The 25,983-nt window shown below is 45.5% G+C and carries 20 protein-coding genes; 10 read left to right on the top strand and 10 right to left on the bottom strand.

Annotation, left to right across the window (positions count from 1 at the left end; all coding sequences use genetic code 11):
• Nucleotides 1-5: 5 nt before the first annotated feature.
• The 4 genes from AC1DCV_RS10810 to AC1DCV_RS10795 all read left to right on the top strand — a co-directional run bounded on the left by AC1DCV_RS10810 (nucleotide 6) and on the right by AC1DCV_RS10795 (nucleotide 4,565).
• On the top strand, nucleotides 6-1,373 hold the full coding sequence (locus AC1DCV_RS10810) for an alkaline phosphatase family protein (RefSeq protein ID WP_477023191.1): 1,368 nt from the start codon (nucleotides 6-8) through the stop codon (nucleotides 1,371-1,373).
• A 5-nt stretch (nucleotides 1,374-1,378) separates the two neighbouring features.
• On the top strand, nucleotides 1,379-1,984 hold the full coding sequence (locus tag AC1DCV_RS10805; RefSeq protein WP_477023190.1) for a DUF6992 family protein: 606 nt from the start codon (nucleotides 1,379-1,381) through the stop codon (nucleotides 1,982-1,984).
• 164 nt (nucleotides 1,985-2,148) lie between these two features.
• Nucleotides 2,149-3,486 (top strand): Gfo/Idh/MocA family protein, encoded by a 1,338-nt coding sequence (locus AC1DCV_RS10800; RefSeq protein ID WP_477023189.1) that lies wholly within the window; start codon nucleotides 2,149-2,151, stop codon nucleotides 3,484-3,486.
• A gap of 296 nt (nucleotides 3,487-3,782) precedes the next feature.
• A complete protein-coding gene (locus AC1DCV_RS10795) occupies nucleotides 3,783-4,565 on the top strand; it encodes a sulfite exporter TauE/SafE family protein (RefSeq protein ID WP_477023188.1) in 783 nt (260 codons plus the stop codon).
• Here AC1DCV_RS10795 and AC1DCV_RS10790 read toward each other — a convergent pair whose 3' ends face one another.
• The 3 genes from AC1DCV_RS10790 to AC1DCV_RS10780 all read right to left on the bottom strand — a co-directional run bounded on the left by AC1DCV_RS10790 (nucleotide 4,566) and on the right by AC1DCV_RS10780 (nucleotide 8,577).
• Nucleotides 4,566-4,922, bottom strand: a complete 357-nt coding sequence (locus AC1DCV_RS10790) for an MmcQ/YjbR family DNA-binding protein (RefSeq protein WP_441573420.1) — start codon at nucleotides 4,920-4,922, stop codon at nucleotides 4,566-4,568. It abuts the gene before it with no gap.
• Between the two features lie 381 nt (nucleotides 4,923-5,303).
• Entirely contained in the window at nucleotides 5,304-7,094 is a 1,791-nt protein-coding gene (locus tag AC1DCV_RS10785; RefSeq protein ID WP_477023187.1) for a DUF885 domain-containing protein, read from the bottom strand.
• A 115-nt stretch (nucleotides 7,095-7,209) separates the two neighbouring features.
• A complete protein-coding gene (locus AC1DCV_RS10780) occupies nucleotides 7,210-8,577 on the bottom strand; it encodes a 3-keto-disaccharide hydrolase (RefSeq protein WP_477023186.1) in 1,368 nt (455 codons plus the stop codon).
• 252 nt (nucleotides 8,578-8,829) lie between these two features.
• On the opposite strand from AC1DCV_RS10780, the gene AC1DCV_RS10775 reads away from it, so the two are divergent.
• The 5 genes from AC1DCV_RS10775 (at nucleotide 8,830) to scpB (ending at nucleotide 16,661) form a co-directional block, all read left to right on the top strand.
• Nucleotides 8,830-11,838, top strand: coding sequence for a SusC/RagA family TonB-linked outer membrane protein (locus AC1DCV_RS10775; protein ID WP_477023185.1), 3,009 nt, complete (start codon nucleotides 8,830-8,832; stop codon nucleotides 11,836-11,838).
• Nucleotides 11,839-11,879: 41 nt separating this feature from the next.
• Nucleotides 11,880-13,493 (top strand): RagB/SusD family nutrient uptake outer membrane protein, encoded by a 1,614-nt coding sequence (locus AC1DCV_RS10770; protein ID WP_477023184.1) that lies wholly within the window; start codon nucleotides 11,880-11,882, stop codon nucleotides 13,491-13,493.
• Between the two features lie 147 nt (nucleotides 13,494-13,640).
• Nucleotides 13,641-14,222, top strand: coding sequence for a DJ-1/PfpI family protein (locus AC1DCV_RS10765; RefSeq protein WP_477023183.1), 582 nt, complete (start codon nucleotides 13,641-13,643; stop codon nucleotides 14,220-14,222).
• A gap of 168 nt (nucleotides 14,223-14,390) precedes the next feature.
• A complete protein-coding gene (gene atpG / locus AC1DCV_RS10760; RefSeq protein ID WP_477023182.1) occupies nucleotides 14,391-15,275 on the top strand; it encodes an ATP synthase F1 subunit gamma in 885 nt (294 codons plus the stop codon).
• A 120-nt stretch (nucleotides 15,276-15,395) separates the two neighbouring features.
• Nucleotides 15,396-16,661, top strand: coding sequence for an SMC-Scp complex subunit ScpB (gene scpB / locus AC1DCV_RS10755; protein WP_477023181.1), 1,266 nt, complete (start codon nucleotides 15,396-15,398; stop codon nucleotides 16,659-16,661).
• Between the two features lie 73 nt (nucleotides 16,662-16,734).
• Here scpB and AC1DCV_RS10750 read toward each other — a convergent pair whose 3' ends face one another.
• From AC1DCV_RS10750 to pheT, 7 genes are all read right to left on the bottom strand, one after another.
• On the bottom strand, nucleotides 16,735-17,361 hold the full coding sequence (locus tag AC1DCV_RS10750; RefSeq protein WP_477023180.1) for a hypothetical protein: 627 nt from the start codon (nucleotides 17,359-17,361) through the stop codon (nucleotides 16,735-16,737).
• Between the two features lie 51 nt (nucleotides 17,362-17,412).
• Nucleotides 17,413-18,201 (bottom strand): SDR family oxidoreductase, encoded by a 789-nt coding sequence (locus AC1DCV_RS10745; RefSeq protein ID WP_477023179.1) that lies wholly within the window; start codon nucleotides 18,199-18,201, stop codon nucleotides 17,413-17,415.
• 14 nt (nucleotides 18,202-18,215) lie between these two features.
• Nucleotides 18,216-18,830 carry a 3-keto-disaccharide hydrolase gene (locus tag AC1DCV_RS10740; protein ID WP_477023178.1) on the bottom strand — a complete coding sequence of 205 codons (615 nt, stop codon included), beginning with the start codon at nucleotides 18,828-18,830 and terminating at the stop codon, nucleotides 18,216-18,218.
• Nucleotides 18,831-18,938: 108 nt separating this feature from the next.
• Entirely contained in the window at nucleotides 18,939-20,504 is a 1,566-nt protein-coding gene (gene rny, locus AC1DCV_RS10735) for a ribonuclease Y (RefSeq protein WP_477023177.1), read from the bottom strand.
• A 171-nt stretch (nucleotides 20,505-20,675) separates the two neighbouring features.
• Complete coding sequence (locus AC1DCV_RS10730; protein ID WP_477023176.1) at nucleotides 20,676-20,972, bottom strand: cell division protein ZapA; 297 nt, start codon at nucleotides 20,970-20,972, stop codon at nucleotides 20,676-20,678.
• Nucleotides 20,973-20,985: 13 nt separating this feature from the next.
• Nucleotides 20,986-21,294, bottom strand: coding sequence for a hypothetical protein (locus AC1DCV_RS10725; protein WP_477023175.1), 309 nt, complete (start codon nucleotides 21,292-21,294; stop codon nucleotides 20,986-20,988).
• Nucleotides 21,295-21,303: 9 nt separating this feature from the next.
• Nucleotides 21,304-23,733: a phenylalanine--tRNA ligase subunit beta gene (gene pheT, locus AC1DCV_RS10720; protein WP_477023174.1), complete on the bottom strand. Its 2,430-nt coding sequence runs from the start codon at nucleotides 23,731-23,733 to the stop codon at nucleotides 21,304-21,306.
• A gap of 554 nt (nucleotides 23,734-24,287) precedes the next feature.
• Between pheT and dnaB the strand changes: the two genes are divergently transcribed.
• Nucleotides 24,288-25,862 carry a replicative DNA helicase gene (dnaB, locus tag AC1DCV_RS10715; RefSeq protein ID WP_441573435.1) on the top strand — a complete coding sequence of 525 codons (1,575 nt, stop codon included), beginning with the start codon at nucleotides 24,288-24,290 and terminating at the stop codon, nucleotides 25,860-25,862.
• Nucleotides 25,863-25,983: the final 121 nt, after the last annotated feature.

Raw genomic sequence — 25,983 nt, 5'->3', positions numbered from 1 at the left:
AATCTATGAGAAAGACAGTAGTAATTGATGTAGTGGGGCTCTCCGCTTCTCTGCTGGAGCACCTGCCTTTTATAAAGGCTTATACTCAGCAGCACCACCTGGCTACGGTGAAACCCATGTTACCGGCACTCACCACGTCGGTGCAAAGTACGTATCTTACCGGCCAATGGCCCAGTGAGCACGGAATTGTAGGCAATGGCTGGTACGATAGAACAGATGCGGAAGTAAAGTTCTGGAAACAATCCAACAAACTGGTAGACGCACCTAAGATCTGGGATCGCGCCAGGAAGCTGGATCCTTCCTTTACCTGTTCGCAAATGTGCTGGTGGTATAATATGTATGCCAATGTGGATTACTCTCTCACACCACGTCCCAACTATCTTTCTGATGGCCGTAAAGTACCAGACTGTTATACTTCTCCGGCTACCCTAAGGGATTACCTGACGGAACAACTGGGCAAGTTCCCCCTGTTTAACTACTGGGGCCCAACAGCAAGCATTAAATCCAGCCAGTGGATAGCTGATGCATCTATTCTCACCGATAAATTATATAATCCTACTCTTACTTTCATCTACCTGCCTCACCTGGATTACTGTTTACAGAAATTCGGACAGGATCCGGTGCGCAATGCAAAGGAATTAAGCGAAATAGATGCGGTAGTTAAACAGTTAATCACCTACTATCAGCAGCAGAATTGTGATCCGATCGTATTGTCTGAATACGGAATCACGAATGTGAATAATCCTATCCACCTGAACAGGATTTTAAGACAAGAAGGTCTCCTGGCGCTGCGCGTGGAAAATGGACTGGAACTGCTGGATGCAGGTGCTTCCAAAGCTTTTGCAGTAGCGGATCACCAGATTGCTCATATCTATATCAACGATCCATCCTGTTATAAAAAAGTACGTACCATCCTGGAAAATGTGCCTGGCGTACAACTGGTGCTGGACAGGGAAGGTAAACGTCAGCATCAGCTGCACCACGCCCGTACTGGTGACCTGGTTGCCGTGGCAGATGCCAACAGCTGGTTTACTTATTACTACTGGATGGATGATGCCAAAGCACCTGACTTTGCGCGTATTGTGGATATCTTCCGTAAACCAGGCTACGATCCGGTGGAGATGTTCATGAATCCTGCAGATCCGCTTATCAAACTGAAGGCTGCCGGCAAGCTCCTGAAAAAGAAACTGGGCTTCCGTTACCTGATGAATGTGATACCGCTGGATGCTACCTTGATTAAAGGCTCCCACGGCCGCCTGGAGGAGAATCCTGACTACCATGCAGTGGTCATCAGCCCTAATCCTGTTTCCAAAACCCAATTGCAGGCAACTGACGTATATGAGGTGATATGGAATCAGTTGACAGGTAAATAATTTGTATGCATAAATATGGTGGTACCCTGATAATCGCGCTGCTATTGGCTGTAAGGCTAATGGCGCAGGATAGTTTGTACCTGGAAAAATTTAACCGGGAACGCATACAAACCACCAAAACCGCCATGATCGTACTGGGAGGTTGGTCTGTCGCCAATATTGCTACGGGATTGATCGCCATGGGGCAAACCAGTGGGGAAGCCAAATACTTTCATCAGATGAATGCCATCTGGAATGCAGTGAACCTGGGTATTGCCACCGCTGGTTATCTCGGCAACCGCAAACTCAATCCCGCTGACTATAATATGCAGGGCAGCATTAAAGAACAAAACAAGATAGAAAAGATATACGTGGTAAACGGCGCACTGGACGTTGCTTACATCCTGGGTGGTCTCTACGCCCGGGAATACGGAAAAAATCAAACCGGTAAAGAACAGGACCGCTGGAAAGGCTATGGTACCTCTATCATCCTGCAAGGCGGTTTCCTGCTGTTATATGATGTAGTGAACCTCCGGATCCATCATCGTCATGGAAAAGCCCTCTATCAAAAGTTTGATGCCATGCAGGTGACCTTTGTACCGGGGCGTGTTGCCACGAACTTAACTTTTTAGTACGGCGATGGATGTTGACTTCTCCCGATTTTCATGATTACACTGATCATTAAAAAATCCCTTTCCTTCCTCTCATCAAAATTTCTATAATTCCGGGAATTAATTTTCTACATTCATGCAACCGATTGCTTTTTCGAACAACCAAGAATAAATATCTGTCCGTTATGAAAAGAAGAGATTTTCTGAAAACCGGTAGCATGGCCGGTTTAGGAGCAGGGCTCACCATACTCAACTTCCCTGTTTTTGGGAAAAATGCACCCAGTAATAAACTGGTGCTGGGAGTAATGGGCGTCAACTCCAGGGGAAACTGGCTGGCACAATGTGCGGCCAAATTGCCTGGTGCTGAAATTGGCTATATCTGCGACGTGGAAGACGGTGCTATTGCAAAGGGGCTCAAAGCTGTTGCAGGCGCGCAGGATAGAAAGCCCACTGTTATTAAAGACATCCGCAAATTACTGGAACGGAAAGATTTTGATGCGCTGATAGTAGCTGCACCAGACCATTGGCATGCACCAGCAGCCATAATGGCTACTGCCGCAGGTAAGCACGTATACGTGGAAAAGCCCTGTGCACACAATCCCGGCGAAGGAGAAATACTGTTAGCCGCCGCCAAAAAATACAATCGCCTCGTGCAAATGGGGAACCAGCGCCGTTCCTGGCCTAACCTCCAACAGGCAGTAAAGGAAGTAAAAGAGCAACAGGTACTGGGAAAAGTATATTATGGAAGGGGATGGTATGTAAATAGCCGGGAACCTATTGGTATCGGTAAAAAGATCCCGGTGCCGGCTACATTGGATTGGGACTTATGGCAGGGCCCTGCGCCGCGCCGCGATTACCTGGATAATATTGTGCATTACAACTGGCATTGGCGCTGGAACTGGGGCACCTCTGAAACATGCAATAATGCTACCCACGAACTGGACTGTCTTCGTTGGTTTATGGACGTGGAGTTTCCGACAAAAGTAACTTCTGCAGGGGGGCGTTATGCTTATCCGAAAGACGATTGGGAAACACCAGATACACAAACACTCAACTTCGAATTTGAAGGCGGCAAGGCAATTGCCTGGGAAGGCCGCAGCTGCAGCCCTTTTAACCTGGAAGGCAGTGGCCGCGGATTTGCATTGTTCGGTGAAAACGGAAGTCTGTATAATTCAGGTGGCGACAGCTACAAACTCATCGATCCTAAAGGCAAAGTGATCAAAGAAGTAAAACAGGCAGCTAATCCTAATCAGAGTGTAACCAATACTGTTAGTCCTGCCGGTGAATTCTACGATGCCGTGCATATCAGTAATTTCCTGGAAAGCATTCGTGGTAATGCCTCGCTTAATTCCGAAATCAATATCGGTTACCGTAGTACCCTGCTCTGTTTGCTCGGGAATATCGCACAGCGTTCAGGCCGTATTCTTCATACTGATCCTACCAATGGTCATATCCTCAATGATAAAGAAGCCATGAAAATGTGGGAAAGAGAATATGAAAAAGGCTGGACGCCCAAAGCATAAATAATGACGGAATTTTGAGTGTCGGTGATAAGAAAGTAAAAGTTGTTTTTTGAAAAAATTACTGTTCCTTTCAATTGTCGGATCTCAAAATTCTGTATCTTCACATATCTTCAAACCCCTTCTCCTATTACGTTTATAGACTAGCAATAAATATAATATCTTGTTATCTCCCATAACTTTTAGTTATCCGTATTATTTGTTCGTGGAATGATGTTAACCTATTTTTGGTGTACCTGTAATTTTTTATAACCAACCACACCAACCACGAAGTTGCGCGTTCCCGGAGGAATGATTGAATGGAGTTTTTACAACAATCTCAATACCTGTCAGTATTGCTGATAGGCTTAGTAGTAGGCTATTTATCTGGTTTATTGGGTAAAGGAGGCAGTGCCATCAGCACACCTGCCCTGCAGATATTTGCCGGCGTTAATCCTTTTTTTGCACTGGCATCTCCTTTACCGGCGTCTATTACCAGTACTTTGTCTGCTACTGCAGTGTACCGCAAAGAGAAGTTATTCAACAAGCGGGTGATCCTGCTGGGGGCTGCTTTTGGCGTCCCTGCCACGATTATCGGTTCCTGGCTCAGTAGTTATTTGCCCGGGAAATCACTGATGATCATGACTGCCCTGTTTATTATGGCTACCGGCCTTTCCCTGATGTATTCCTTTATGCGGGGTAAACCTGTTGGAGAGGTACGGGTGGAAAGTGGAGATGTGCCAGCGGGTAAACTGATCATAGCTGCTTTGTTCATCGGCTTTTTGTCGGGATTGCTGGCAAATGCAGGAGGTATCTTATTCAGCTCCTTCTTTATTAAAAAATTGAAAATGCCGATCAAACAGGCACTTGCCTGTGCAGTAGTGTTGTCGGCTGTTTTATCGGTACCAGGTGCATTAACACACTGGTGGCTGGGGCATATAGACTGGAATATTGCACTGCTGTTATCGCTTACTGCTTTTCCGGCTTCTTACCTGGGCGCCAAAACGGCCGTTAAGATGAAAACACCTGCCCTTGAAAAATTATTTGCACTCACCCTTATCGTATTCGGCGTATACGATATCTTCTTTACCATCTGGAAATAATCAGGCATGTGCCTTCATCTTATGGATGGCTTCCTGCTCAAATGGTGGCAGGGAGCTCACAATGATCTCATAAGCGTTATGCAGAAAAGTTTCCAGCTCCGGCTCCGGCAACATATCTTCCTGTTTCAACTGTACCCAGTGATACCGCGCCAGATGAGGTGCAGGCACTATGCCAGGCCTTGAAATCAATTGATGAAATTGCGTTTGACTGCATTTAAATGACACCCGGTGCGGTGGCTCCAGAGAAATCATGCAGAATAATTTTTCGCCCACATAGAAGCGCAGCTCATTGTCCCACTTTTTTTCAGTGATGACCGCCGGGAGTGACCGGCATAAATCGAGGGTGTGATCAAACATAGCAGCAGGTTTTAAAGAATATTATATAACGCCGTTTTTTTATAACGACAAGTTTGCCGAATAGTTTACATGCACAGACTAACATATTAAAATATGAAGTATGTGTGGTTTAGGTAAATCTACGCTGTAAATAGTGAATGAAACTGCCTTATAAAAATAGGAAATAAAACGCAATACTGAATGTTAAAAACTAACAGTTTGCAGGCAAGAGAATAGTGTCACCCTTAATCAGTGCGCCTTTTGCCGGAATACCGATTTTTTTCTTAATCAAAATTTAATCAGTTATTGAAGAGCTTAAAGCGTAAAGCAAAAAGCAAAAGCCATTGAAGCGGGTTCCATATCCACTTCAATGGCTTTTGCTTTTTGCCTTTAGCTTTATGCTTAATGTTGTGTTGCTGCCCAGCGGGCCATCTTTTGTTCCAGCACAGAAAGTGGTACGCAACCATCTTTCAGCAACTCATCATGAAAAGAAGATAAGTTGAATTTACCGCCTAATTCGCTGGTATACTTATTTCGCAGGCCACGGATCTTCAGCTCACCAATTTTATAGGAAAGGGCCTGCGCCGGAATAGCCATATAGCGCTCTATTTCAGCGGTGGCTTCCTGTTCGGATAACGGCTCGTTGTCCATCATATATTTGATGGCCTGCTCGCGGGTCCAGCCCTTGGCATGTAAACCAACATCCACGACTAAACGAATAGCGCGGTGTATTTCATCGGTTAACCGGCCGAAGTACATGTATGGATCGGTATACAGGCCCAGCTCTTTTCCTAAACTTTCGCAATACAGGGCATATCCCTCGCCGTAGGCACCAACCCAAGAGAAACGGCGGAACTTAGGCAGGGAGTCATTTTCCTGCTGCAAAGAGATCTGGAAATGGTGACCGGGAATAGCTTCATGCAAAAAGAGACATTCCATGCCAGTGTAGGAAAACGTAGCCGCATCCAGGATGGGCACGTAAAATACACCAGGACGGGTACCATCTGCACTACCCTGCATATATTCAGCAGAGGCAGAAGCAGCCCGGTAAGCTTCCGTTTGACGGATTTCGAATTTTGTTTTTGGGAGATGACCGTACATCTTTTTGACGCCAGGCATGATCTTGTTTTCAATTGCTTTGAAAGAATCCAGGATCGCAGCAGGGGTTTTGAAGATGCGCAGCTTTTTGTCGGAACGCACAGATGCAAAGAAGGCCGGCAGATCACCCTTGAACCCGGTGCTGCTTTTTACGGTTTCCATTTCGCCACGGATACGGGCAACCTCTTTTTCACCCAGGGCATAAATTTCCTCAGGTTTCATATTGGTAGTGGTCCAGCTTTTTATGAGAAACACATAGTATGGCACACCATCCGGAATTGCTTCAATGCCACTGCTGGTACGGGCTTTAGGCAGATACTCCTGTTGCATGAAATCACGCAGTTTAGCGTAAGATGGCAGAATGTATTTTTCAACGGCAGCGGCGTAATCAGTATGCAGACCCGCTTTTACAGCAGCGCCCAGTGAATCCGGAATAGTTTTTATAGGAGCATAGAATACGTTGTTGGCGGTATCTTTCTTTGCCAGGTCGGCTACCTGGGGAATAACCTTCAGCACCAGGCTTTTAGGCAACACGTACCCGGTGGCAATGCCCCGGCGCATATTGGCAATAGCGGTATCTGTCCATATGGCAAATTGTTCCATACGGTGCATGAAGTTGTGATAGTCCTTTTCCGTTTTAAAAGGCTGGGCTGAAGATCCGGAGCCCAGTTGCGCCAGGGTAAGCGGCAAACAGGTAAACTGTTGTACCGGCATCAGGTGATCATGAAAGCGCAGTGCCTCCCGGTTAATGTTGAACTCCCGTTGCAACATGTCGTAGGTAATGCGGTCATTGCCGGAAAGTGCAGTAGTGTCAATGGCTTTGATGGCTTGCTGGTAGCTGGCATAGAAGGAATCTGCTTTTGCGCGGAATCCTTCGCTGATGTCTATAGGCAACTGATCATTGTACTGATTTTCCCCGTTTTGTGTGGCCTGCAAAGGATTGAGGGCCATGTTTTCGTCATAGTAACGGGCGGCCAGCTGGTGCAGTGAGTCTTGCACAGCCGAAGCATTACTATGGCTGCTTTGTTGCTGACATGCGCCCGCAAGCAGGGTTCCCAGCAGGAACAGGTAGCCTTTTTGTTGTAACATATTCATGATGATGGGTTGTGAATAAGGAGTAATTTACCGTTTTCTCTAAAGAAAAAAAGCATTCCGAAGAATCGGAATGCTTATTTAGAACAGTGAACAATGAAAAAAAAGATAAAAAATATTATTTAAGAATTTTTATTCGAATACTCTTGAAAGAAACCTCATTACCATGATCCTGTAAAAGGATATGCCCTTCGGGCCACAAGCCAAAATTCTTCCAGTCTTTATACTTGCTGATCGCCACCAGATCTTTGAAGGCTTGGGAGCCCCGCTCATATTCCAGCACCTTAAACCCGTTTAACCAATGTTCTACGTGATTATTTGGATACACAATAATACGACCTTTGTTCCATTCTCCAATAGGGTTGATGGCACGTTTTTCCTGTTTTCTTGTCATGAGGTCGTAAAGACTTGCTAACGTGCGGTTTCCGTCGCGTCCTAATTTTGCATCCGGGTGCTTTTCGTCATCCAGTACCTGGTACTCCAGCCCGATGGCCGACTTCCCCCCTGTTTCATAGGTTTCGCTTACAAAGTATTTTACCCCACTGTTCGCACCTGGCGTGAGTTTGAAGGTAAATTCCAGCTCGAAAGCACCGTATTGTTTATCGGTGATAATGTCTCCGCCGCTGCCTTCCTCATCTCCCGTAGAATGGCCAATGGTTAATATTCCATTCTCCATATGCCAGCCTTTGGTAGGGAAATCCTTTTTGTAAACACCCCTCCAGCCTTTGCTGGTTTGGCCATCCCACAATAACTGGTACCCATTTTTCTTTTCCTGACCGGAAATGGTATTGTCTACATTATTGACTACGTAAATGTTGTCATAAGAAGAATACTGGGAAGCCGCGGGATTTTCTATCAGGCGGATATTTTTCCAGTAGATATTTTTGTTGTCATCTGCTGCATTTTTACCGATACCATGCACCTGTAATGCGATGAAACCCTTTGGCAGCGCAGTATCTACCAGGTGAGCGGTAGGTACACCATTTACCCAGGTACGCATTTCATTACCCCGGCACTCAATACGGTATTTATTCCAGCCATCTTTTTTGAATGCATTCTGCCCCGCGGGATTCAGTTCCATAGGGTATTGCCAGCCCCTGCGACCTTCTTCATATATACCTCCGCTCCATTTACGGTCGGAAGGATCTATTTCCATCTGGTAGCCAAATACACGGCCATTCTGATAATCGGATCTGCTTTGGCTGCGGAACTGTATACCGGAATTAAATTCCTTTCCCAGCTTGAATTCCAGCTCCAGGATAAAGTCTCCATACTCCTTATCCGTTGCCAGGAAAGAGTTCGGCGTGTTTAGTACTGTAGTACCCACAATTTCACCGTTCTGCACATTATATTTTGCTTCACCCCCCAGCTGTTTCCAGCCCTTCAGATCTTTACCGTTGAAAAGCTGCTGCCACTGGGCTTTCTGAGCAAAAAGGCTACCGTACATGCACAGCAGGGAGCCACATAAAAGGATCGTCTTTTTCATAACTTAAACGGAATAAGGTGTCCAAAATAATCAATGAATTTCATTTTTACAACCGATTGCAAAAGATTTTATTTTTTAATTGAATGATAATCCGGCCACTGGGGCATTTGCAGTAATTGACACGAAAATAATACATGCAAACGATTGCAATAATCTAAAATTATCTTATTTTGGCTACCAGGAAGGACCTGAAGAGACAGCCAATAATCTAACTTAAGTACCCTTTATTCCACAATCACATTAAACAACGTTATGAAAAAGTATTTTTCACGTATGGTCTGTATGGTAGCCTGTCTGCTATTCCATCAACTTACCATGTCTCAGGGCAACATCATTACTGTAGAAGGCAATGTGCTGGACGCCCAGAAAACTCCACTCGTCGGAGTTACGGTGTCACTGAAAGGCAAAAATACCGGTACCCAAACTGATGCCAAAGGACATTACCGCCTGCAAATTAAGGAGCCTGCCAATGCTGTACTGGTATTCACTTTTATCGGATTCACTTCACATGAAGAACCCTACACCGGCAACAAAACTATTTCGGTGGTGATGGAGGAAGACCGTAAAAAACTCGAGGAAATAGTAGTAGTGGGCTACGGCTCGCAAAAGAAAAAGGATGTAACCGGCTCCATCTCCTCTGTAGGCACAAAATCTATACAGGATGTACCGGTAACCAACCCCCAGCAGGCTTTACAGGGCCGCGCACCCGGCGTGGAAGTACTCAACAACAGTAGTAAACCCGGTGATGAACCTACTGTGCGTATCCGCGGTAGCCGCTCTCTCCGCGCAGGTAATGATCCCCTCTATGTAGTTGACGGTATTCCTTACGCAGGGACCCTTAGCGATATCGGTACGGGTGTAATACAATCGATGGATATTTTGAAAGATGCCTCCGCAACGGCTATCTATGGCTCCAGAGGTGCCAATGGTGTGGTACTCATTACCACCCAGAAAGGCAAGGAAGGAAAACCCGTGGTTTCCTACACCGGCTCCTACGGATATGTACAACAGTTGGGGGAATCAGATATGATGGACGCCAAACGTTTCATTGATATGCGCCGGGAAGCTAACCGCACTATCGGCAAATACGATGATGCCAATCCGGATGCATCAGACAAAAAAATATTCAACACAGTTGAATATGCCAATATCCAGAAAGGTACGAACGTAGACTGGCAGAAACTGATGATCTCTCCGGGATATCAAACCAATCACGGCCTCAGCGTAGCCGGCGGTACAGATAAAACGAAGTACACTGTAGGATTAGGTTACTTCAAGGACCAGGGTGTACTGAAACTGCAAAGTTATGAGCGCTATAATTTCAATTTTGGGATCGACCAGCTGATCGGCAATCGTGTTCGCGTAGGAGCTACCCTCCTGGGCGCCTATAGTGAACGTAACGGCGAAACCTATAACGGGATCGACAATGCGCTGAAGATGCTGCCGATTGCCAATCCTTACGATGATAACGGAAAACTGATCACCTATCCAACCGGCGATAGTCAGCAACCTAATCCGCTATTGGATTATGTGCCTGGCAACCGTGTTGAATTGATGAAACGTTTCCGCATTTTCACCAGCCTGTTTGCCGAAGTAGAAATCATAGATGGTTTGAAATATCGCCTGAATGTAGGGCCGGATATCCAGAACTACAACTATGGCCTTTTCCAGGGTAAAAACAATACCAACCTGCTGATTGGCGGTGGCGATGCTACGGCTAGCAAGGGAAATGCGTCTACCATGGCGTACACTATCGAAAACATTGTGACCTATAACAAAGAGATCAAAAAACATACGATCGGTTTTACCGGCTTATACAGTGTTCAACGTCAGAACCTCGATTTTTCTACTACCAACGTAAGAGGTATACCGGTAGAATCACAACAGTATTACAACCTTGGACAGTCACTCAACGTAACAGGAGTAACCAGTGGTCTCAGTTCCTGGACCATTCTTTCCTACATGGGCCGTTTGAACTATGGCTATGATGACCGCTATCTCGCTACGCTTACCCTGCGCTCTGATGGATCTTCCCGTTTCGCGCCCGGTAAAAAATGGGGTTATTTCCCTTCTGTGGCAGTAGCATGGAACATGATCAATGAAAGCTGGATGAAAGGTCAGCATATCCTGGATAACCTGAAACTGCGTGCAAGCTACGGCCGTATTGGTAACACCGGTATTAACCCATATGCAACACAGGGTAACCTGAGCAGGATTCCCTATTCCTTCGGAAATAAAGGTGTACTGGGCTTTGTACCACTCGATCTGCGCAATCCAAACCTTACCTGGGAGTCCACTACTTCTACCGACATTGGTATTGACTTCGGATTCCTGAATGGACGTATCACCGGTGTGATGGAATGGTATAACCAACATACCACCGACCTGCTCATGCCTCAATCACTCCCGTTCAGCAATGGATTTAATGAAGTGCTGATGAACCTGGGCTCTTCCCAGAACCGTGGTTTTGAATTTGGAGTGAGTGCTACCATCATTGACAATCCGAAAGGATTTAGCTGGAAAATGGATGCTAACCTGTTCTTTAACCGGTCGAAGATCCTGTCGCTTGGCGATGGCAGAACCGCAGATGTTGGAAATGCCTGGTTTGTAGGTCAGCCTACTTATGTATACTATGATTTTAAGAAGGTTGGTGTTTGGCAGGATAAAGATGCCCAACTGGCCAAACGTTACAACCTGAAGCCAGGTGAAATCAGGCTGGAAGATGTGAATAACGATACGCTGATCGATGCTAAGAATGACCGGCAGATCCTGGGATCTCCGGAGCCTAAATGGTCTGCAGGTACCACCCAACGTTTTTCCTATAAAGGATTTGAATTGTCGATCGTTGCCTTTGCACGCGTAGGAAGCATGATTAAAAGTGATTTCTACCAGAATTATAACACCCTGTTTGGACGTTATAACAACCTGAATATCGACTATAATACACCGGCTAATCCTACCAACGATTTTCCACGGCCTAATGCCAACCAGGAAAGACCAAGCAACTACCAGTCGCTGAGTTATTTCGATGGCTCTTTCTTTAAGATCAGGAGTATTACGCTCAACTACGCCTTCCCGGATGCGCTGGTGAAAAGTATGCGGATGCAGGATCTGCGGGTGAACGTGGGCGTTAAAAACCCAATGATCCTGGCGCCCTACCGCCAAACCTGGAAAGGAGTTGATCCGGAAGACGTAAATGTGATCGGTATTGATGCTCCCGCTACCTGGATGTTGCAATTCGGAGTAAGTGCCAAATTTTAAAATCAACCGGTCCTGATTAAACATCTTTAAAAGAAAATGTTATGAGATATATAATTCCTGTCATCATGCTGCTGGCCGTTGCTGCTACTTCCTGTAATAAAATGCTGGATGAAAAGATAGTCACTAACGTAACAGATGATTTCTATAATACAAAGGCCGGCTTTCAGACGGCTGTAAACGGTTCCTATGTGTCTATGCGCAATTTTTACAGCACAGAACGGGGCATGACACTCACCGAAACCGGTACAGATATTATTACAAATGGTTCCGATGGGAACTTCAAATTTACGAGCCAGTATACTTCACAGCTGGACTCCCGTTATGACCATATCCGTGAAGTATGGAACAGTTTCTACCAAACGATCAACGCCTGTAACGTAGCGATAGATCGGGCGGGCAAGATTGCCGACCTGGACGAAGCCTCCAGGAAAAAAGGAGTAGCAGAAGCGTTGTTTTGCAGGGCGCATTATCATTTTGTCCTGATGCAGCTATTTGGTGCCGTACCCTTACGCCTGCACGAAAATACCGAAATTTCAAGAGAGGCACATCGCGATTCCGTATCTGCGATCTACGATGCGGTGATCAGCGACCTGCTGGCTGCGGAAACTGATCTACCTGTCACACAGCCGGAATGGGGGCGCGCTACCAAGCCAGCCGCAGAACACCTGTTGGCAAGGGTTTACCTGACCCGCGCTTCCTCTCCGCAGGCAAAGGCAGGCGATTATGCGAATGCTGCCAAATATGCTGACATGGTAATCAAGAACTACGGATTTAAGTTACTCACCGACGTAGGACAGGTATGGGCACAGGGTAAAGAAAATAATGATGAAACTATTTTTGCCGCGCAATATACCACCGATCCAATTTATGGTTACCCGGATAACAACGCCTGCCGCTTTTTCCTGATGCAGTATGATGTATTGAAAGGAATGAAACGTGATTTGCCAAATGGTACGCCATGGAAGCGTTTCAGGCCTACAAAGTTCCTCATCGATACGCTGTATAAAGACAGGACACATGATGTGCGTTACGAGAAATTCTACACCAGACTGTGGACAACCAATGCACCTATTGATAATTTGAAGATGGGTGATACTGCTGTTTACCTGCCCGGTTATGATGTATCTGATGCCGTGATTGCCAGCAAGCCTTATCTGCTGGTACCTCCAAGACAGTATACAGAAAAGCTGTATCCTTCCCTGAATAAATTTGCAGATGCACTGCGTCCTGATAACCAGGCTTCCGGTGTACGGCCTTTTATAGCCATGCGTCTGGCAGAAACTTACCTGATAGAAGCAGAAGCCCTGATGATGGATGGAAAAAAACAGGCCGCCGCTGATCTCGTAAATGTGATCCGCTGGAGATCCGCCCGTATTGGCGCTACGCTGGCAGAAACACAGGCCAACCGCGATGCTATGACTGTGTCCGCCACAGATATGACCATCGATTTTATCCTGGATGAAAGAGCCCGGGAGCTGGTAGGAGAACAAATGCGCTGGTTTGACCTGACCCGCACCCACAAGCTGCTGGAAAGAGTAAAGCTGCATAATGAGGAGGCCCGGAACAATATTAAGCCAACCCATGTATTGCGCCCTATTCCGCAGGATCAGATTGACAGAACTACGAATGAATTTCCCCAGAATCCGGGATATTAATAATGCTTTCAGGTATTAGCTTTTAGCTATTGGTAATGCAGCGGAGATCATCCATAATGGTCTCCGCTGCATTTTTTCTAATGGCTAACTGCTAAAAGCTAACTGCAAAAAAGCCTTATCTTTAATCATAAACAAACCTTTTATCATATGGCACAGAAGAAGATATTGTTACTGACCGGAGACTATGCAGAAGACTACGAAACAATGGTTCCTTTCCAGATGTTGCAGATGATAGGTCATGATGTACATGCCGTATGCCCCGACAAGGCGGCCGGCGATAAGATCAAAACAGCGATTCACGATTTTGAAGGTGACCAGACCTATAGCGAAAAGCCGGGTCATGGTTTTGTACTCAATGCCACCTTTAATGATATTGCCGGTGCCGATTATGATGCCCTGGTAATAGCCGGTGGCCGGGCGCCGGAATACCTGCGGTTAAATAAGAATGTATTGGAACTGGTAAAACATTTCTTTTTGGAGGATAAACCGGTAGCAGCTGTTTGTCATGGTATACAGATCCTGACCGCTGCCGATGTGGTAAGGGGCAAAAAATTAACGGCTTATCCGGCAGTAGCACCTGAAGTTACCTCTGCCGGGGGCACTTATGTTTCTGTGAATGTTTATGAGGCAGTGGTAGACGGTAAGTTGGTGACAGCGCCTGCATGGCCAGCTCATCCGCAGTGGATGGCAGCCTTTTTACAGGTACTGGGAACGAGCATTATACTTTAGTATTTAATTATTTATAAAAATATAATTACCAATAGTTTAAAGAAAGTTTAAATTATCTCTCTACGGATTTTCAAATTAAACTGTCATTGCTTACCTTTGCAGCCAAATTCAGGAGGCTATCCCTGCTTTGGCTATTGATAATTCGTAATTCGTAATTGATTTTTATATATGTCCGGACAGCTTAAAGAAGTTCGTAACCGAATCAAATCTATTCAATCTGGTCAGCAGATCACGAAAGCCATGAAAATGGTGAGTGCTGCTAAATTAAGACGTGCACAGGATGCTATCCTGCTAATGCGCCCTTATGCAGTAAAGCTCCAGGAAATGTTGCAGAATATTGTTTCCAACAGTGAAGGCAATATTGATACGCCACTGGCGGCACAGCGCCCCGTTGAAAAAGTACTGATTGTGGTAATTACTTCAGACAGAGGTTTGTGCGGTGCTTTCAACTCCAACCTGATCAAGGCTGCTAAACGCGTTATCCGCGAAAAGTATGCTGAGCAGTTTGAACAAGGCAATGTAGAAATCCTGCCGATCGGTAAAAAAGGTTACGATCATTTTGTACAGAACGGATATAAAGTAAACGATAAATTCTGGCAGATCTTTGGTAGTCTGACTTTCGATCACGTGAAAGAAGCAGCTGCTGTAGCCTTGAAGGGTTTCACAGACGGTACCTATGATGCAGTTGAAATCGTGTACAGCGAATTCAAAAATGCAGCTACGCAGGTATTTGTTACTGAACAGTTCCTGCCAATTGCAAAAGTAGAAAACCAGGAAAATAGCGGTCTGAAAGCAGACTTCATTTTCGAGCCTGAAAAAGATACACTGATTACAGAACTGATGCCTAAGATCCTGAATACTCAGTTCTTCAAAGCCATCCTGGATTCTCATGCTTCCGAGCATGGTGCCCGTATGACTGCGATGGATAAGGCAACAGAAAACGCCAGCGAAATGCTGCGTTCCCTGAAAATCTCTTATAACCGTGCACGTCAGGCAGCCATTACCACCGAGCTGACGGAAATCGTGAGCGGTGCTGCAGCATTAGGAAGTTAAGTACTGTAAGGCAATTTTTAGCACTAAGTCAACAACTGAATTAATATTTTCAGATTAGGGTCAAAGACTGTATTTTCGGTCTTTGACCTTTTTTGTAACATCCACACCTCCTGTTAACGTATGGAAATATCACAGATCATCCCGCACGTGGAAGCATTAATTTTTGCGGCCGACAGGCCATTGCCTTTGCTGGAAATAGTGGATCTGCTCAACAATGCATTGGCTTTCCTGGAAGACCGTACTACCCTGGATCAGGTAGAAGCTGCTATGGAGGCCATCAGGGAAAAATACAGCTCTGAGTTTTATGCATTTGAAGTGCGCAGCAGTGGCGGCGGCTATCAATTCCTTACCAAAAAAGAATATTATCAGACAGTAGCCCAGCTGAATGGTGACAAATTCCTGAAGCGCTTATCAACAGCTGCTCTGGAAACATTGGCCATTATTGCTTACCGTCAGCCTATTTCCAAAGGGGAAATAGAATATATCCGTGGTGTCAGCACCGATTATTCTATTCAAAAACTTCTGGAAAAAGAACTCATCGTTATCACAGGCCGTAGTGAAGATCAGCCCGGTAAACCCCTGCTATACGCCGTTTCCCGCTCCTTTATGGATTATTTCGGTATCAGCTCCGTAGCAGATCTACCTAAACTGAAGGAACTGTTTGATGAAGAAATGGTACAACCTACCCTCATCAGCGATGAAACAGCGACCCTGGGTCGTGGTGAACACAGCACCCATGCCGCTGAAACAGCACATTCCCTGATGGTGTCTGAAGATGGAGAACTACTGGACCCCGATCATAAACTGGATATTACCCTTACGCCATCTGAGGAAGAGCAACCTGCCTCAGAAGATGAAGAAGTGGAACCCGACGACGAAATCGTTCGCTTTGATGATATCATAGAGGAAGTAAACGAAGAACTCGGTGGTGAGGAAGATCCGGATACAACTACAACAGATACTATTTCTGCAGAACAGGATACAGTCGAAGATAACATCACGACTACAGAAGATCCGGCCGAACCGCCAGTGGATACTGTGTCAGATGAAAACGATGGTACTGGAGACGAAGATCCGGATGGCATCGTAGAGGATAGCATCTCCGGAAAAGAAACAGAAGAAGTGACATTGGAAGAAGAAGCCGCTGAAGAAGAGGAGGATGACGATGATGAAGAAGAAGATGATGCTGCTGATGATGAGGACGGCGATAAGGATCCTGATGACATGGTAGAAGATGTCATCCTTGGAGAAAACCTACTGGTAGTGGGGGGGAGTGAAGTGGATGAGGAAGAAGAGGAGGAAGAGGAAGAAAAAGATAAGAAAGAAGATGATAAAGAGAAGGGAGAGGAAGATGATGAGGAGGAAGATGAAGGCTTCTGGAAATAGTGAATCACTATATTGTAATTAAAAGCAACGGCTGCACTGATTTAAGGTGCAGCCGTTGCTTTTAATTATTGGTTTATTTCAACTTATAAAAAGTGGTATCATTCCTGAAGGCAAGCGCCAATAAGCGGTAATGCTCCTTTGGCGTCTTATACACACAGGTGGTCCAGAAATTATTTACCACCGCAGAAGATCCGTCAGAATTGTTTGTAGGGTGGGATGTTAAGGAAAGAAAAACCGTGTCCCCCGACCGATGTTCCTGTGAAAGGATGTCATAATAAGACAGCTCCCCGGAAGGAGGATGTGTGACAACTATTGTGAAATATCGGCTGAAATCTATGCCAGCGATGCTGTCCAGGTCCGCCTCTTTTCCAAAACTGCCGCTACATGCTTTTGCAAGCGTGTCTTTATTTTGCACCAGAAAAAAAGAGATATCGGCATATACCGGAACCGCACCAGTATTTGCATCCTTAAACACCAGGGCACTGTCTTCCCGGTTAGCCGCCGCATGGTTAATACTGCCGGTATTGAGCACTTTTAAAATAGTAGTGGAAATGTCCTCTTCGTAAGGAGGACGCGTACTGAGGAAAGAAAACGCCATGGGAACATCTGTTATCTGTTGTTCTTCCGTGACAGTACTGTTGTTATTACAGGAAAACAAGATCGTAGTCAGTAATAACAGGATATTCTTCTTGGGTAACATGTTTACTTTTTATGCAGTGGATAAATGATGAATAAGGGAAAGGGGTACAAATCAATTTCCTTTGCGCGCAATCACATAAAACAGGGGCGGTAAATACCTTTTGAACCACAATAGTATCCGTTCTTCTCTGGCAATCAACACTACTTTTTTTCGTTTATGCATGGCCTTTAGTATACGCCTTGCGCAGAAAGCAACTGATAACCCTTTTGCCTGTTTAGGATCCATTTTACCATAGGCGTCACCGTTAGCCGTGATAGCAGAATAGGTAATGGGGGTGTGTATCCTTCCCGGACAAACGATGGTGGTATATAAATGGGGAATAGGTTGTTCTGTTTGCAGGGTTTCAAAGTATCCCTGCAGGGCATGTTTGGCTGCATTGTAGCCGGAACGCCAGGGATACCCCATTAATCCGGCCATGCTGCTGATAATAATGATTTGTCCGCCTGCCTGTTCCCTGAAATGGGGTAACAGGGCCTGGGTAAGCATGACGGCGCCAAAAAAATTCACTTCCATCAGTTGTCTGACTGCGGCAACAGAGGTATCTATGAGCTTTGACCGTTGGGTTACGCCGGCATTATTCACGAGTACATCTATTTTCCCAAAAAATTGTAAAGCGCGGTGGGCACCTTCATTTACCTGGGCTTCATCTGTTACATCCATCAATACAATTTCGCAGTAAGGAGTGTATAACAGGCACTGGTTGCGGACCGCTTCCAGGGCGGCCTGGTTACGAGCGGCCAGAATTAGTCTGGCCTTTTCTTTTGCCAGTAAAAGCGCCAGCTCATGGCCTATACCCGAGCTGGCGCCTGTAATAAGTATTACTTTATCCTTAAAATGCATTGAAGCAGTTTGATTTACGATTTCAGGGGTGTCAGCTTGATGTTTTTCCATCTTACCTTGATACCACCGCCTGAATGGATCTGCAGGGCGATCTGGCCATTGGCAGCGCCTATTTTATCGTCTTTCAGGGTGATCATTTCCTGCCCATTGAGCCAGGTCGTTACGTTGTCGCCTTGCACCCGTACTTTCATGGTATTCCATTCGCCCATTTTCAAGTATTTTTCTTTTTCCTTGTCGGGTTGTATCAGCCATCCACGACCATAAGATTCATAAATACCACCGGTATGCATGCCAGGGGGGGCTACTTCTGCCTGCCAGCCAGTAATTTTAGTTCCATCCAGGGAGGAGTGGAAGAATACACCGCTGTTGCCATTAGCTTCCTGTTTGAATTGTACCGTCAGTTCAAAATCTTTGTATTGACCATCGGTACCCAGGTAACCATATTCTTTGTCAGGGCCGCTTTCACAGATGAGTTCCCCTTTTTCTACATACCACTTTTCGGTACCATAGATTTTCCATCCATCCAGGTTCTTACCATTGAATAATGATTGCGTTTTTTGTGCAAACACCTGGCTCGTGCCCAGTAAGAGGGCGGAACCCAGTAGGAATTTAATGAAGGTTTTTTTCATAACACTGCATTTATTGATTGAAGACCAGTTTAATTCATAAAAAAGTCCCCCGGTAAAACCGGAGGACTCCAATATAAGTTCAATTTCCTGGATTTCTAAATCAGAAAATTATCTCGCAATGTTCACTGCTCTTTTTTCGCGGATCACCGTTACTTTAATCTGGCCAGGATACTGCATTTCAGTTTGTATCTTATTGGCAATTTCGAAAGATAAACGATCGGCATCGCCATCGGATACCTTATCACTTTCTACAATAATACGCAGTTCTCTACCAGCCTGGATAGCATATGCTTTTTCCACACCATCATGAGCCAGGGCCAGGTTTTCCAGGTCCTTGATACGTTGCAGGTAGCTTTGCATGATTTCACGACGCGCACCTGGGCGGGCACCGCTGATCGCATCACAGGCCTGAACGATCGGAGAAATGACATATTGCATTTCCATTTCATCGTGGTGCGCGCCGATAGCATTAACTACCGCAGCATGTTCACCATATTTTTCAGCGAGTTTAGCACCTAAGAGGGCGTGGCTCAGCTCAGTTTCTTCATCAGGTACTTTACCAATATCGTGCAGTAAGCCGGCACGTTTGGCCAGTTTAGGGTTTAAGCCCAGCTCAGCTGCCATCACTGCGCAAAGATTCGCAGTTTCTTTGGAGTGCATAAGCAGGTTTTGTCCGTAGGAAGAGCGGAAACGCATCTTACCTACCAGGCGCACCAATTCTTTATGCAGGCCATGGATACCCAGTTCTATCACGGTTCTTTCACCAATGTCCATTACCTGTTCTTCCAGTTGTTTCTTGGTTTTTTCTACCACTTCTTCAATACGGGCAGGGTGGATACGTCCATCCTGTACCAGGCGTTGCAGAGATAAACGCGCTATTTCACGGCGCAATGGGTCGAAGGAAGATAATACAATAGCTTCAGGGGTATCGTCTACGATCAGATCCACACCAGTAGCCGCTTCAATGGCGCGGATATTACGGCCCTCACGCCCAATGATCTGACCTTTGATTTCATCACTTTCCAGGGTAAATACAGTGATGGTATTTTCAATGGTTTGTTCAGCAGCAGTACGCTGAATAGATTGTATGATGATTTTTTTGGCTTCTTTGTTCGCTTTTAATTTAGCGTCTTCAATGATTTCCTGTATATGAGAGAGTGCCTGTGAGCGGGCTTCTTCTTTCAGACTTTCTACCAGTTGGTGTTTCGCTTCATCAGCAGTCAATCCGGCTACTTTTTCAAGGCGGCGGATATGTTCTTCCTGGTGTTTTTCCAGTTCTGTACGTTTAATGGTCACAAGTTCCATCTGACGGTTCAAGCCTTCTTTGATAGCATCGTTTTCGTTTAATTGCTTCTGAAGTTGCTCGTTTTTGAGGCTGATGGCTTGTTCTTTCTGTTTGATGCGATTTTCCGACTCCCCCAGTTTCTGATTACGTAGCAGTACATCTTTCTCGTACTCGCTTTTTAATTGCAGGTATTTTTCTTTTGCTTCCAGCAGTCTGTCTTTCTTGAGATTTTCCGCACTAATCTGTGCATCTGCAATGATTTTTTTAGCCTGGTTCTCAGCTTCATCTATTTTATGCTGTGTATTTTTGGCAAAAATCACCTTACCTAGCACAATCCCAATGATCAATGCCACTACTGCAGCTATTGTCGTGATAAGTGTAACATCCATATGAATTATTTATACTTGATTTATGTAGTATCCTCATACCCATGTCGCTGCTAAAACACAACAGGGGCGAGAACTGACCCGCGAAAATACAAAAAAATAGCAGTTAAAGCGTCTTTGATACGTGATAATTAGCCAATTAGCTAATTCATTGTTTAGCAATGGGTAACGTGATCAACCCAATGCCTGGTTGATAATTTCTTCCAGCTTTTCCAGCTTTTCCTGCAAAAAAGGTGCAGTGCTTGCCTGGGCTTTTCCGCCGCTGGTTACAGGGTGTGTGGCGTACATGATAAGGGCCATAGCGATATAGTCCTGCAGGTCTTTTCCTGCATAAGAAGTTTTAAAATCGACAATTTTCTCATTCACTTCTTTCATAATACGACGTACTTCCGCTTCTTCTTCCGGTTTTATCTTTATCCGGTAAGAGCGGTCTGATACGATTATGTTAATAGGAATGAGTTGTTCCATCATGTATGATTTTATATCAGCTGTTCAGCAAAGCGATACAACGGTCAATTTCTTTAATGTAATCATTGATTTTGCCGCGAATCTCTTTTTTGAAAGCTTCGTCTTCTGCTGCTATGGTGGTACCTCCCTGGGCGGTGGATGCAATTTTCATGAGTTGCAACCTGTCCTCCAGTACCTGTAACGATTGTTGCTGCTGTTGCAGCTCCTGTTGTTGTACTTTAACTTCGTCTTTCAGCAATACATTCTCCGCCTGCACCTGCTGGAGCTTTTTTACCAGCAGGTGCAGTTTCTCTTCTACGCGTTGAATGTATTGCTCTAAAACCATTTCAATATCTTATTTTCTAATCTCTGCCTGTAACTGCGTTTCGAATGTTTTGATGAGTTTTTCCATTACACCATCAATTTCTTTGTCAGTGAGTGTTTTCTGAGCATCCAGGAAGGTAAAGCTTACTGCGTAAGACTTCTTGTTAGTGCCTAGTTTTTCGCTCTCAAATACATCGAACAGATTCACCTGTTGTAACAGGCCGGATTTCACGCTACGGGCAGCTGCTTCTACTGCGGCAAACTTCACCTGTTTGTCCAGTACGAGTGCCAGGTCCCTGCGAACTGCCGGGAAACGCGGGATTTCTTTGTAAAAGTTATCACTTTTTTGCAAGAGTCCCAGTATTTTATCCCAATTGAAGGTAGCAAACCATACAGCCTGCCTGATATCAAACTGCTTGAGTTTCGCTGTGGGAACGCCTCCTAGGGTAACTACCACCTGGTTTTTTACCTTGATTTCCCAGGCCGGTTGTAAGCCCGGTTCGGTGCTTTCTGCCCAGGTTAGCTGCTTGTAACCCAGTTGTTTGAGTATGTTAATAACAAAACCTTTCAGGAAGTAAAAGTCTACCGGCCTGGATGCATGCATCCAGGTTTCGGTCGTTTGTTTACCTGTCAGGTACAGTACCAGGTGATTGTTTTCACCGTAGCCTTTTTCCAGCACCTGGTAAGTTTTCCCGAATTCGAAGAACATCAGGTCTTCGTTTTTGCGGTTCAGGTTATGTGAAATGCTTTCCAGACCGGTTTCCAGCATGGAAGGGCGCATGATGTCCAGTTCTACAGTGAGACTGTTCATCATTTTTACCGCAGTTTCCAGTACTTCCGGCGTATAGTATTTGCTGTTAGTAATGGAATTGGTAAAAATTTCGTTGAAACCGTTGCCAGCGAGATAATCGGCCACTTTTTCCTTTACACTTTCTGCATCCGGTTGGGCAGAAAGGGCGGGGGAAATGGCAATTTTAGAAGGGATCTCGATATTATCCAATCCATCTATCCGCATAACTTCTTCTACCAGGTCGGCCGGGAGACTGATATCCGGTTTGCTGAATGGTACGGATACACGAAATCCTCCCGCGGATTCAGACAGTATCTCGAAACCGAGGCTGCGTAGGATGTTTTTGATTTTATCTTCCGGATAGTTGCTGCCGCTGAGCTTACGGATATAGCTATACGTAGTCTCTATCTGTGTTTTTACTTTTACGGCAGGGTATATATCAATGATATCGGATGCTACCTGTCCGCCGCCGAGTTCGCAGATGAGATCGGCCGCACGCTGCAGGGCAAATACGGCATTGGAGATATCTACTCCTTTTTCAAAGCGGGAGGCTGCATCGGTGCGTAATCCATGACGGAAAGAAGTGGTACGGATACCACCGGCGTTGAAAATGGCGCTTTCCAGGAAAATGCTGTGGGTGGTATCGGAAACGCCAGAATGTAAACCTCCAAATACACCGGCAATAGACATGCCTTCGCCTGCACCATTGCAGATCATCAGGTCCGTAGCGTCCAGTTTCCTTTCTTTTTCATCGAGGGTAATAAATGGTGTGCCGGTTGGCAGGTTCTTTACTACCACGGCATTGCCTTTGATGGCTGCCACATCAAACGCATGGAGCGGTTGCCCGGTTTCATGCAGGATGAAGTTGGTGATATCCACGATGTTGTTGATAGAGCGAACGCCGATGGCAGTCACTTTGGCTTTCAACCATTCAGGAGATGGCGCCACCTGTATACCGGTAATAGATATACCACTGTAACGGGGGCAGGCATCTGTATTTTCAATGGTAACGCTGATGGGTAAAGGAGTAGCTGCTTTAGGCAGTGCCTTTATTTCCGGCAGTTTTACCTGGTATTTATGCGTATTTTCTATGTTATTGAGGAACGCGCATACGTCTTTAGCTACGCCTATATGGCTCATTGCGTCCATACGGTTGGGGGTGAGTCCTATTTCGTAGATGTAATCGTTAGCAGGTTTAAACACTTCGCTGGCAGGGGTGCCGGGTTGCAGGGAGGCATCGAGTACCATGATGCCGTCATGACTGTTGCCCAGTCCTATTTCATCTTCGGCGCAAATCATTCCCTGGCTTTCTTCTCCACGGATCTTTGCTTTTTTCATGGTCAGTGGTTCTCCACCCAGTGGGTAGATGGTGGTGCCAATGGGGGCTACCACAACTTTCTGGCCCACCGCTACGTTAGGAGCGCCACATACAATGTGCAGGGGCTCACCGTTGCCGGTGTTAACGGTGGTCAGTCTCAGTTTATCCGCATTGGGGTGCTTTTCTGCCGTCAGTACTTCTCCGATCACCAATCCAGCCAGACTTCCCTTTACAGCTTCAAATTTTTCCAGGTTCTCTACTTCCAGACCAATTCTGGTTAAAATGGTAGATAGTTCCTCCGGTGTAGGCTTCACCGGTAAATAATCACATAGCCAGTTGTATGAAATCGTCATTTATCTGCTCGGTTTATATAAGTGGCGTAAAGTTAACAACTAATGAGCAAAGGATAAAGCATAAAGGATAAAGCAAAAAGCTATTGTAGCGGAGATTTGAGCGAATATTCCGGTCAGCTAAAGTTTTCTGTGATCCCCTTAAATCTCCGCTACAATAGCTTTTTGCTTTATCCTTTATGCTTTATCCTTTGCCATGGTGTGATGTTTTTGCAGTATGTGGAAAATCTTTTTACACAATGTGTGTGAATAATCGGACCTTTGCTTGGGAATTTCTGGTGTTTTGGTGGATAACCATGATGCTGTCAGTGGATAACTGACATTTTGCTTGTGGATAACCTGTGTATGAGGCTTAATAAATTTAATAACTAACGGAAGGGTGTTAATCGAAAAAATGCCTTTACCTTAGTTTGTACGGCTTGCAAAAGTTTACAATTTCTTAAAGTAGCTATCACCCTGATGAATGCGGGAAAAATGCAGATATCGATTGTAAAAACAACTGGAAGGGCCCATTGACAGTAACCTTTTATTAACTTTTTTTAATACACTAACCATAAATGGATCTCAATCTTAAGAAGGACCGCAATGTGCGTAGAAAACCGTCCATTGATGTGTCATCCTTGGTGTATGGCAAGATACCACCACAGGCTAAAGAATTGGAAGAAGCTGTTTTGGGAGCCGTAATGCTGGAAAAAGGAGCTTTTGACTCCGTAATTGAGATATTAAAAGGGGAGTGCTTTTACGTAGAAGCACACCAGATTATATTTAGCGCCATGACCCGCCTGGCAGGTAAGTCAATGCCCGTAGATATCCTCACCGTAACAGAAGAGCTCAAATCAATGGGCTCCCTGGAACAAATCGGTGGCCCGTTTACCGTGATGAAACTCACGAATATGGTGGTGTCTTCGGCCAACATTGAAGCACATGCCCGTATTATTCTCCAGAAATTTATACAGCGTGAACTGATCCGTATTTCCGGAGAAATACTGACGGAGTCTTATGAAGACACGGCCGATGTATTTGATCTGCTGGACAGCGCGGAGTCTAAACTATTTGAGGTAACTAATAATCACCTCCGTAAAAACTATGATTCTATTGACCGCGTACTGGTAAATACCATGAAGCGTATTGAGGATCTGCGTAACAAAGGAGATGATATTACCGGGGTGCCTTCCGGTTTTCCTTCACTGGATAAGGTAACCTATGGCTGGCAATCTACGGATCTGATCATTATAGCTGCCCGTCCTTCTGTGGGTAAAACCGCCTTCGCGCTGAACCTTGCGCGTAATGCGGCGCTTCATCCCCGCTTCCCGAAAGGAGCCGCGGTATTTTCATTGGAAATGTCCTCCGGTCAGATAGTACAACGTATTCTCTCGGCCGAGTCAGAAATAAAGCTGGAAAAGATTTCCCGTGGTAAATTGGAAGAGTATGAAATGAAGAAGCTGATGACCCACGGTATTGAACGCCTGGCAAAAGCACCCATCTTCATTGATGATACCCCGGCACTCAACATCTTTGAGTTGCGCGCCAAGTGCCGCAGACTGGTACATAACCACGGTGTAGGCGTTATCATCATCGACTACCTGCAGCTGATGAGTGGTAGCAGTGATGGTAAAGGATCCAACCGCGAACAGGAAATCAGTAAAATTTCCCGTGACCTGAAAGGATTGGCAAAGGAGTTACAGGTACCTATTATCGCCCTCTCGCAGTTGAGCCGTGATGTGGAAAAACGAAAAGACGGTAACAAAATGCCGCAGTTGAGTGATCTCCGTGAATCCGGAGCGATCGAGCAGGATGCGGACATGGTAATGTTCCTCTATCGTCCTGAATATTATGAAATCAACACCAATGAAATGGGCGAATCCAATAAAGGTGAAACCCACGTTCGTATAGCCAAGCACCGTAATGGTCAGCTGGACACCATCAAACTGAGAGCCGTACTGGAATACCAACGATTTGAAGATGATGGAAGTCTTGAAAATCCCGGTGGTGGTGGCAGTCCTTTCGCAGGTATCAGTCGCTCGCAGCAAGGCGGTGGTGGCGGCAACGATGAAGCCAAACTGTATATACAGAAAGGATCCAAGATGAATGACATGAACTTCGATGAAGGCTTTGAAGATGCACCCTTTTAGCGCATAAAAAATTTTGCTAAAAAGCCGGCATCGATATCGATCGCCGGCTTTTTAGCTTTTATCCCTCCCGTAACTGTCAGCATAGTAAATACAGCAGAAGTATTTACTTAAATGGGAACCT

The organism is Chitinophaga sp. 10T418, from assembly GCF_056394125.1.
This window is presented reverse-complemented; position numbering and strand designations above follow the sequence as displayed.

What these genes read in the sequence shown, in the direction of transcription:
- AC1DCV_RS10810 (WP_477023191.1), top strand. Translation starts at nt 6, where the DNA reads ATGAGAAAGACAGTAGTAATTGATGTAGTGGGGCTCTCCGCTTCTCTG.
- AC1DCV_RS10805 (WP_477023190.1), top strand. Translation starts at nt 1,379, where the DNA reads ATGCATAAATATGGTGGTACCCTGATAATCGCGCTGCTATTGGCTGTA.
- AC1DCV_RS10800 (WP_477023189.1), top strand. Translation starts at nt 2,149, where the DNA reads ATGAAAAGAAGAGATTTTCTGAAAACCGGTAGCATGGCCGGTTTAGGA.
- AC1DCV_RS10795 (WP_477023188.1), top strand. Translation starts at nt 3,783, where the DNA reads ATGGAGTTTTTACAACAATCTCAATACCTGTCAGTATTGCTGATAGGC.
- AC1DCV_RS10790 (WP_441573420.1), bottom strand. Translation starts at nt 4,922, where the DNA reads ATGTTTGATCACACCCTCGATTTATGCCGGTCACTCCCGGCGGTCATC.
- AC1DCV_RS10785 (WP_477023187.1), bottom strand. Translation starts at nt 7,094, where the DNA reads ATGAATATGTTACAACAAAAAGGCTACCTGTTCCTGCTGGGAACCCTG.
- AC1DCV_RS10780 (WP_477023186.1), bottom strand. Translation starts at nt 8,577, where the DNA reads ATGAAAAAGACGATCCTTTTATGTGGCTCCCTGCTGTGCATGTACGGT.
- AC1DCV_RS10775 (WP_477023185.1), top strand. Translation starts at nt 8,830, where the DNA reads ATGAAAAAGTATTTTTCACGTATGGTCTGTATGGTAGCCTGTCTGCTA.
- AC1DCV_RS10770 (WP_477023184.1), top strand. Translation starts at nt 11,880, where the DNA reads ATGAGATATATAATTCCTGTCATCATGCTGCTGGCCGTTGCTGCTACT.
- AC1DCV_RS10765 (WP_477023183.1), top strand. Translation starts at nt 13,641, where the DNA reads ATGGCACAGAAGAAGATATTGTTACTGACCGGAGACTATGCAGAAGAC.
- atpG (WP_477023182.1), top strand. Translation starts at nt 14,391, where the DNA reads ATGTCCGGACAGCTTAAAGAAGTTCGTAACCGAATCAAATCTATTCAA.
- scpB (WP_477023181.1), top strand. Translation starts at nt 15,396, where the DNA reads ATGGAAATATCACAGATCATCCCGCACGTGGAAGCATTAATTTTTGCG.
- AC1DCV_RS10750 (WP_477023180.1), bottom strand. Translation starts at nt 17,361, where the DNA reads ATGTTACCCAAGAAGAATATCCTGTTATTACTGACTACGATCTTGTTT.
- AC1DCV_RS10745 (WP_477023179.1), bottom strand. Translation starts at nt 18,201, where the DNA reads ATGCATTTTAAGGATAAAGTAATACTTATTACAGGCGCCAGCTCGGGT.
- AC1DCV_RS10740 (WP_477023178.1), bottom strand. Translation starts at nt 18,830, where the DNA reads ATGAAAAAAACCTTCATTAAATTCCTACTGGGTTCCGCCCTCTTACTG.
- rny (WP_477023177.1), bottom strand. Translation starts at nt 20,504, where the DNA reads ATGGATGTTACACTTATCACGACAATAGCTGCAGTAGTGGCATTGATC.
- AC1DCV_RS10730 (WP_477023176.1), bottom strand. Translation starts at nt 20,972, where the DNA reads ATGATGGAACAACTCATTCCTATTAACATAATCGTATCAGACCGCTCT.
- AC1DCV_RS10725 (WP_477023175.1), bottom strand. Translation starts at nt 21,294, where the DNA reads ATGGTTTTAGAGCAATACATTCAACGCGTAGAAGAGAAACTGCACCTG.
- pheT (WP_477023174.1), bottom strand. Translation starts at nt 23,733, where the DNA reads ATGACGATTTCATACAACTGGCTATGTGATTATTTACCGGTGAAGCCT.
- dnaB (WP_441573435.1), top strand. Translation starts at nt 24,288, where the DNA reads ATGGATCTCAATCTTAAGAAGGACCGCAATGTGCGTAGAAAACCGTCC.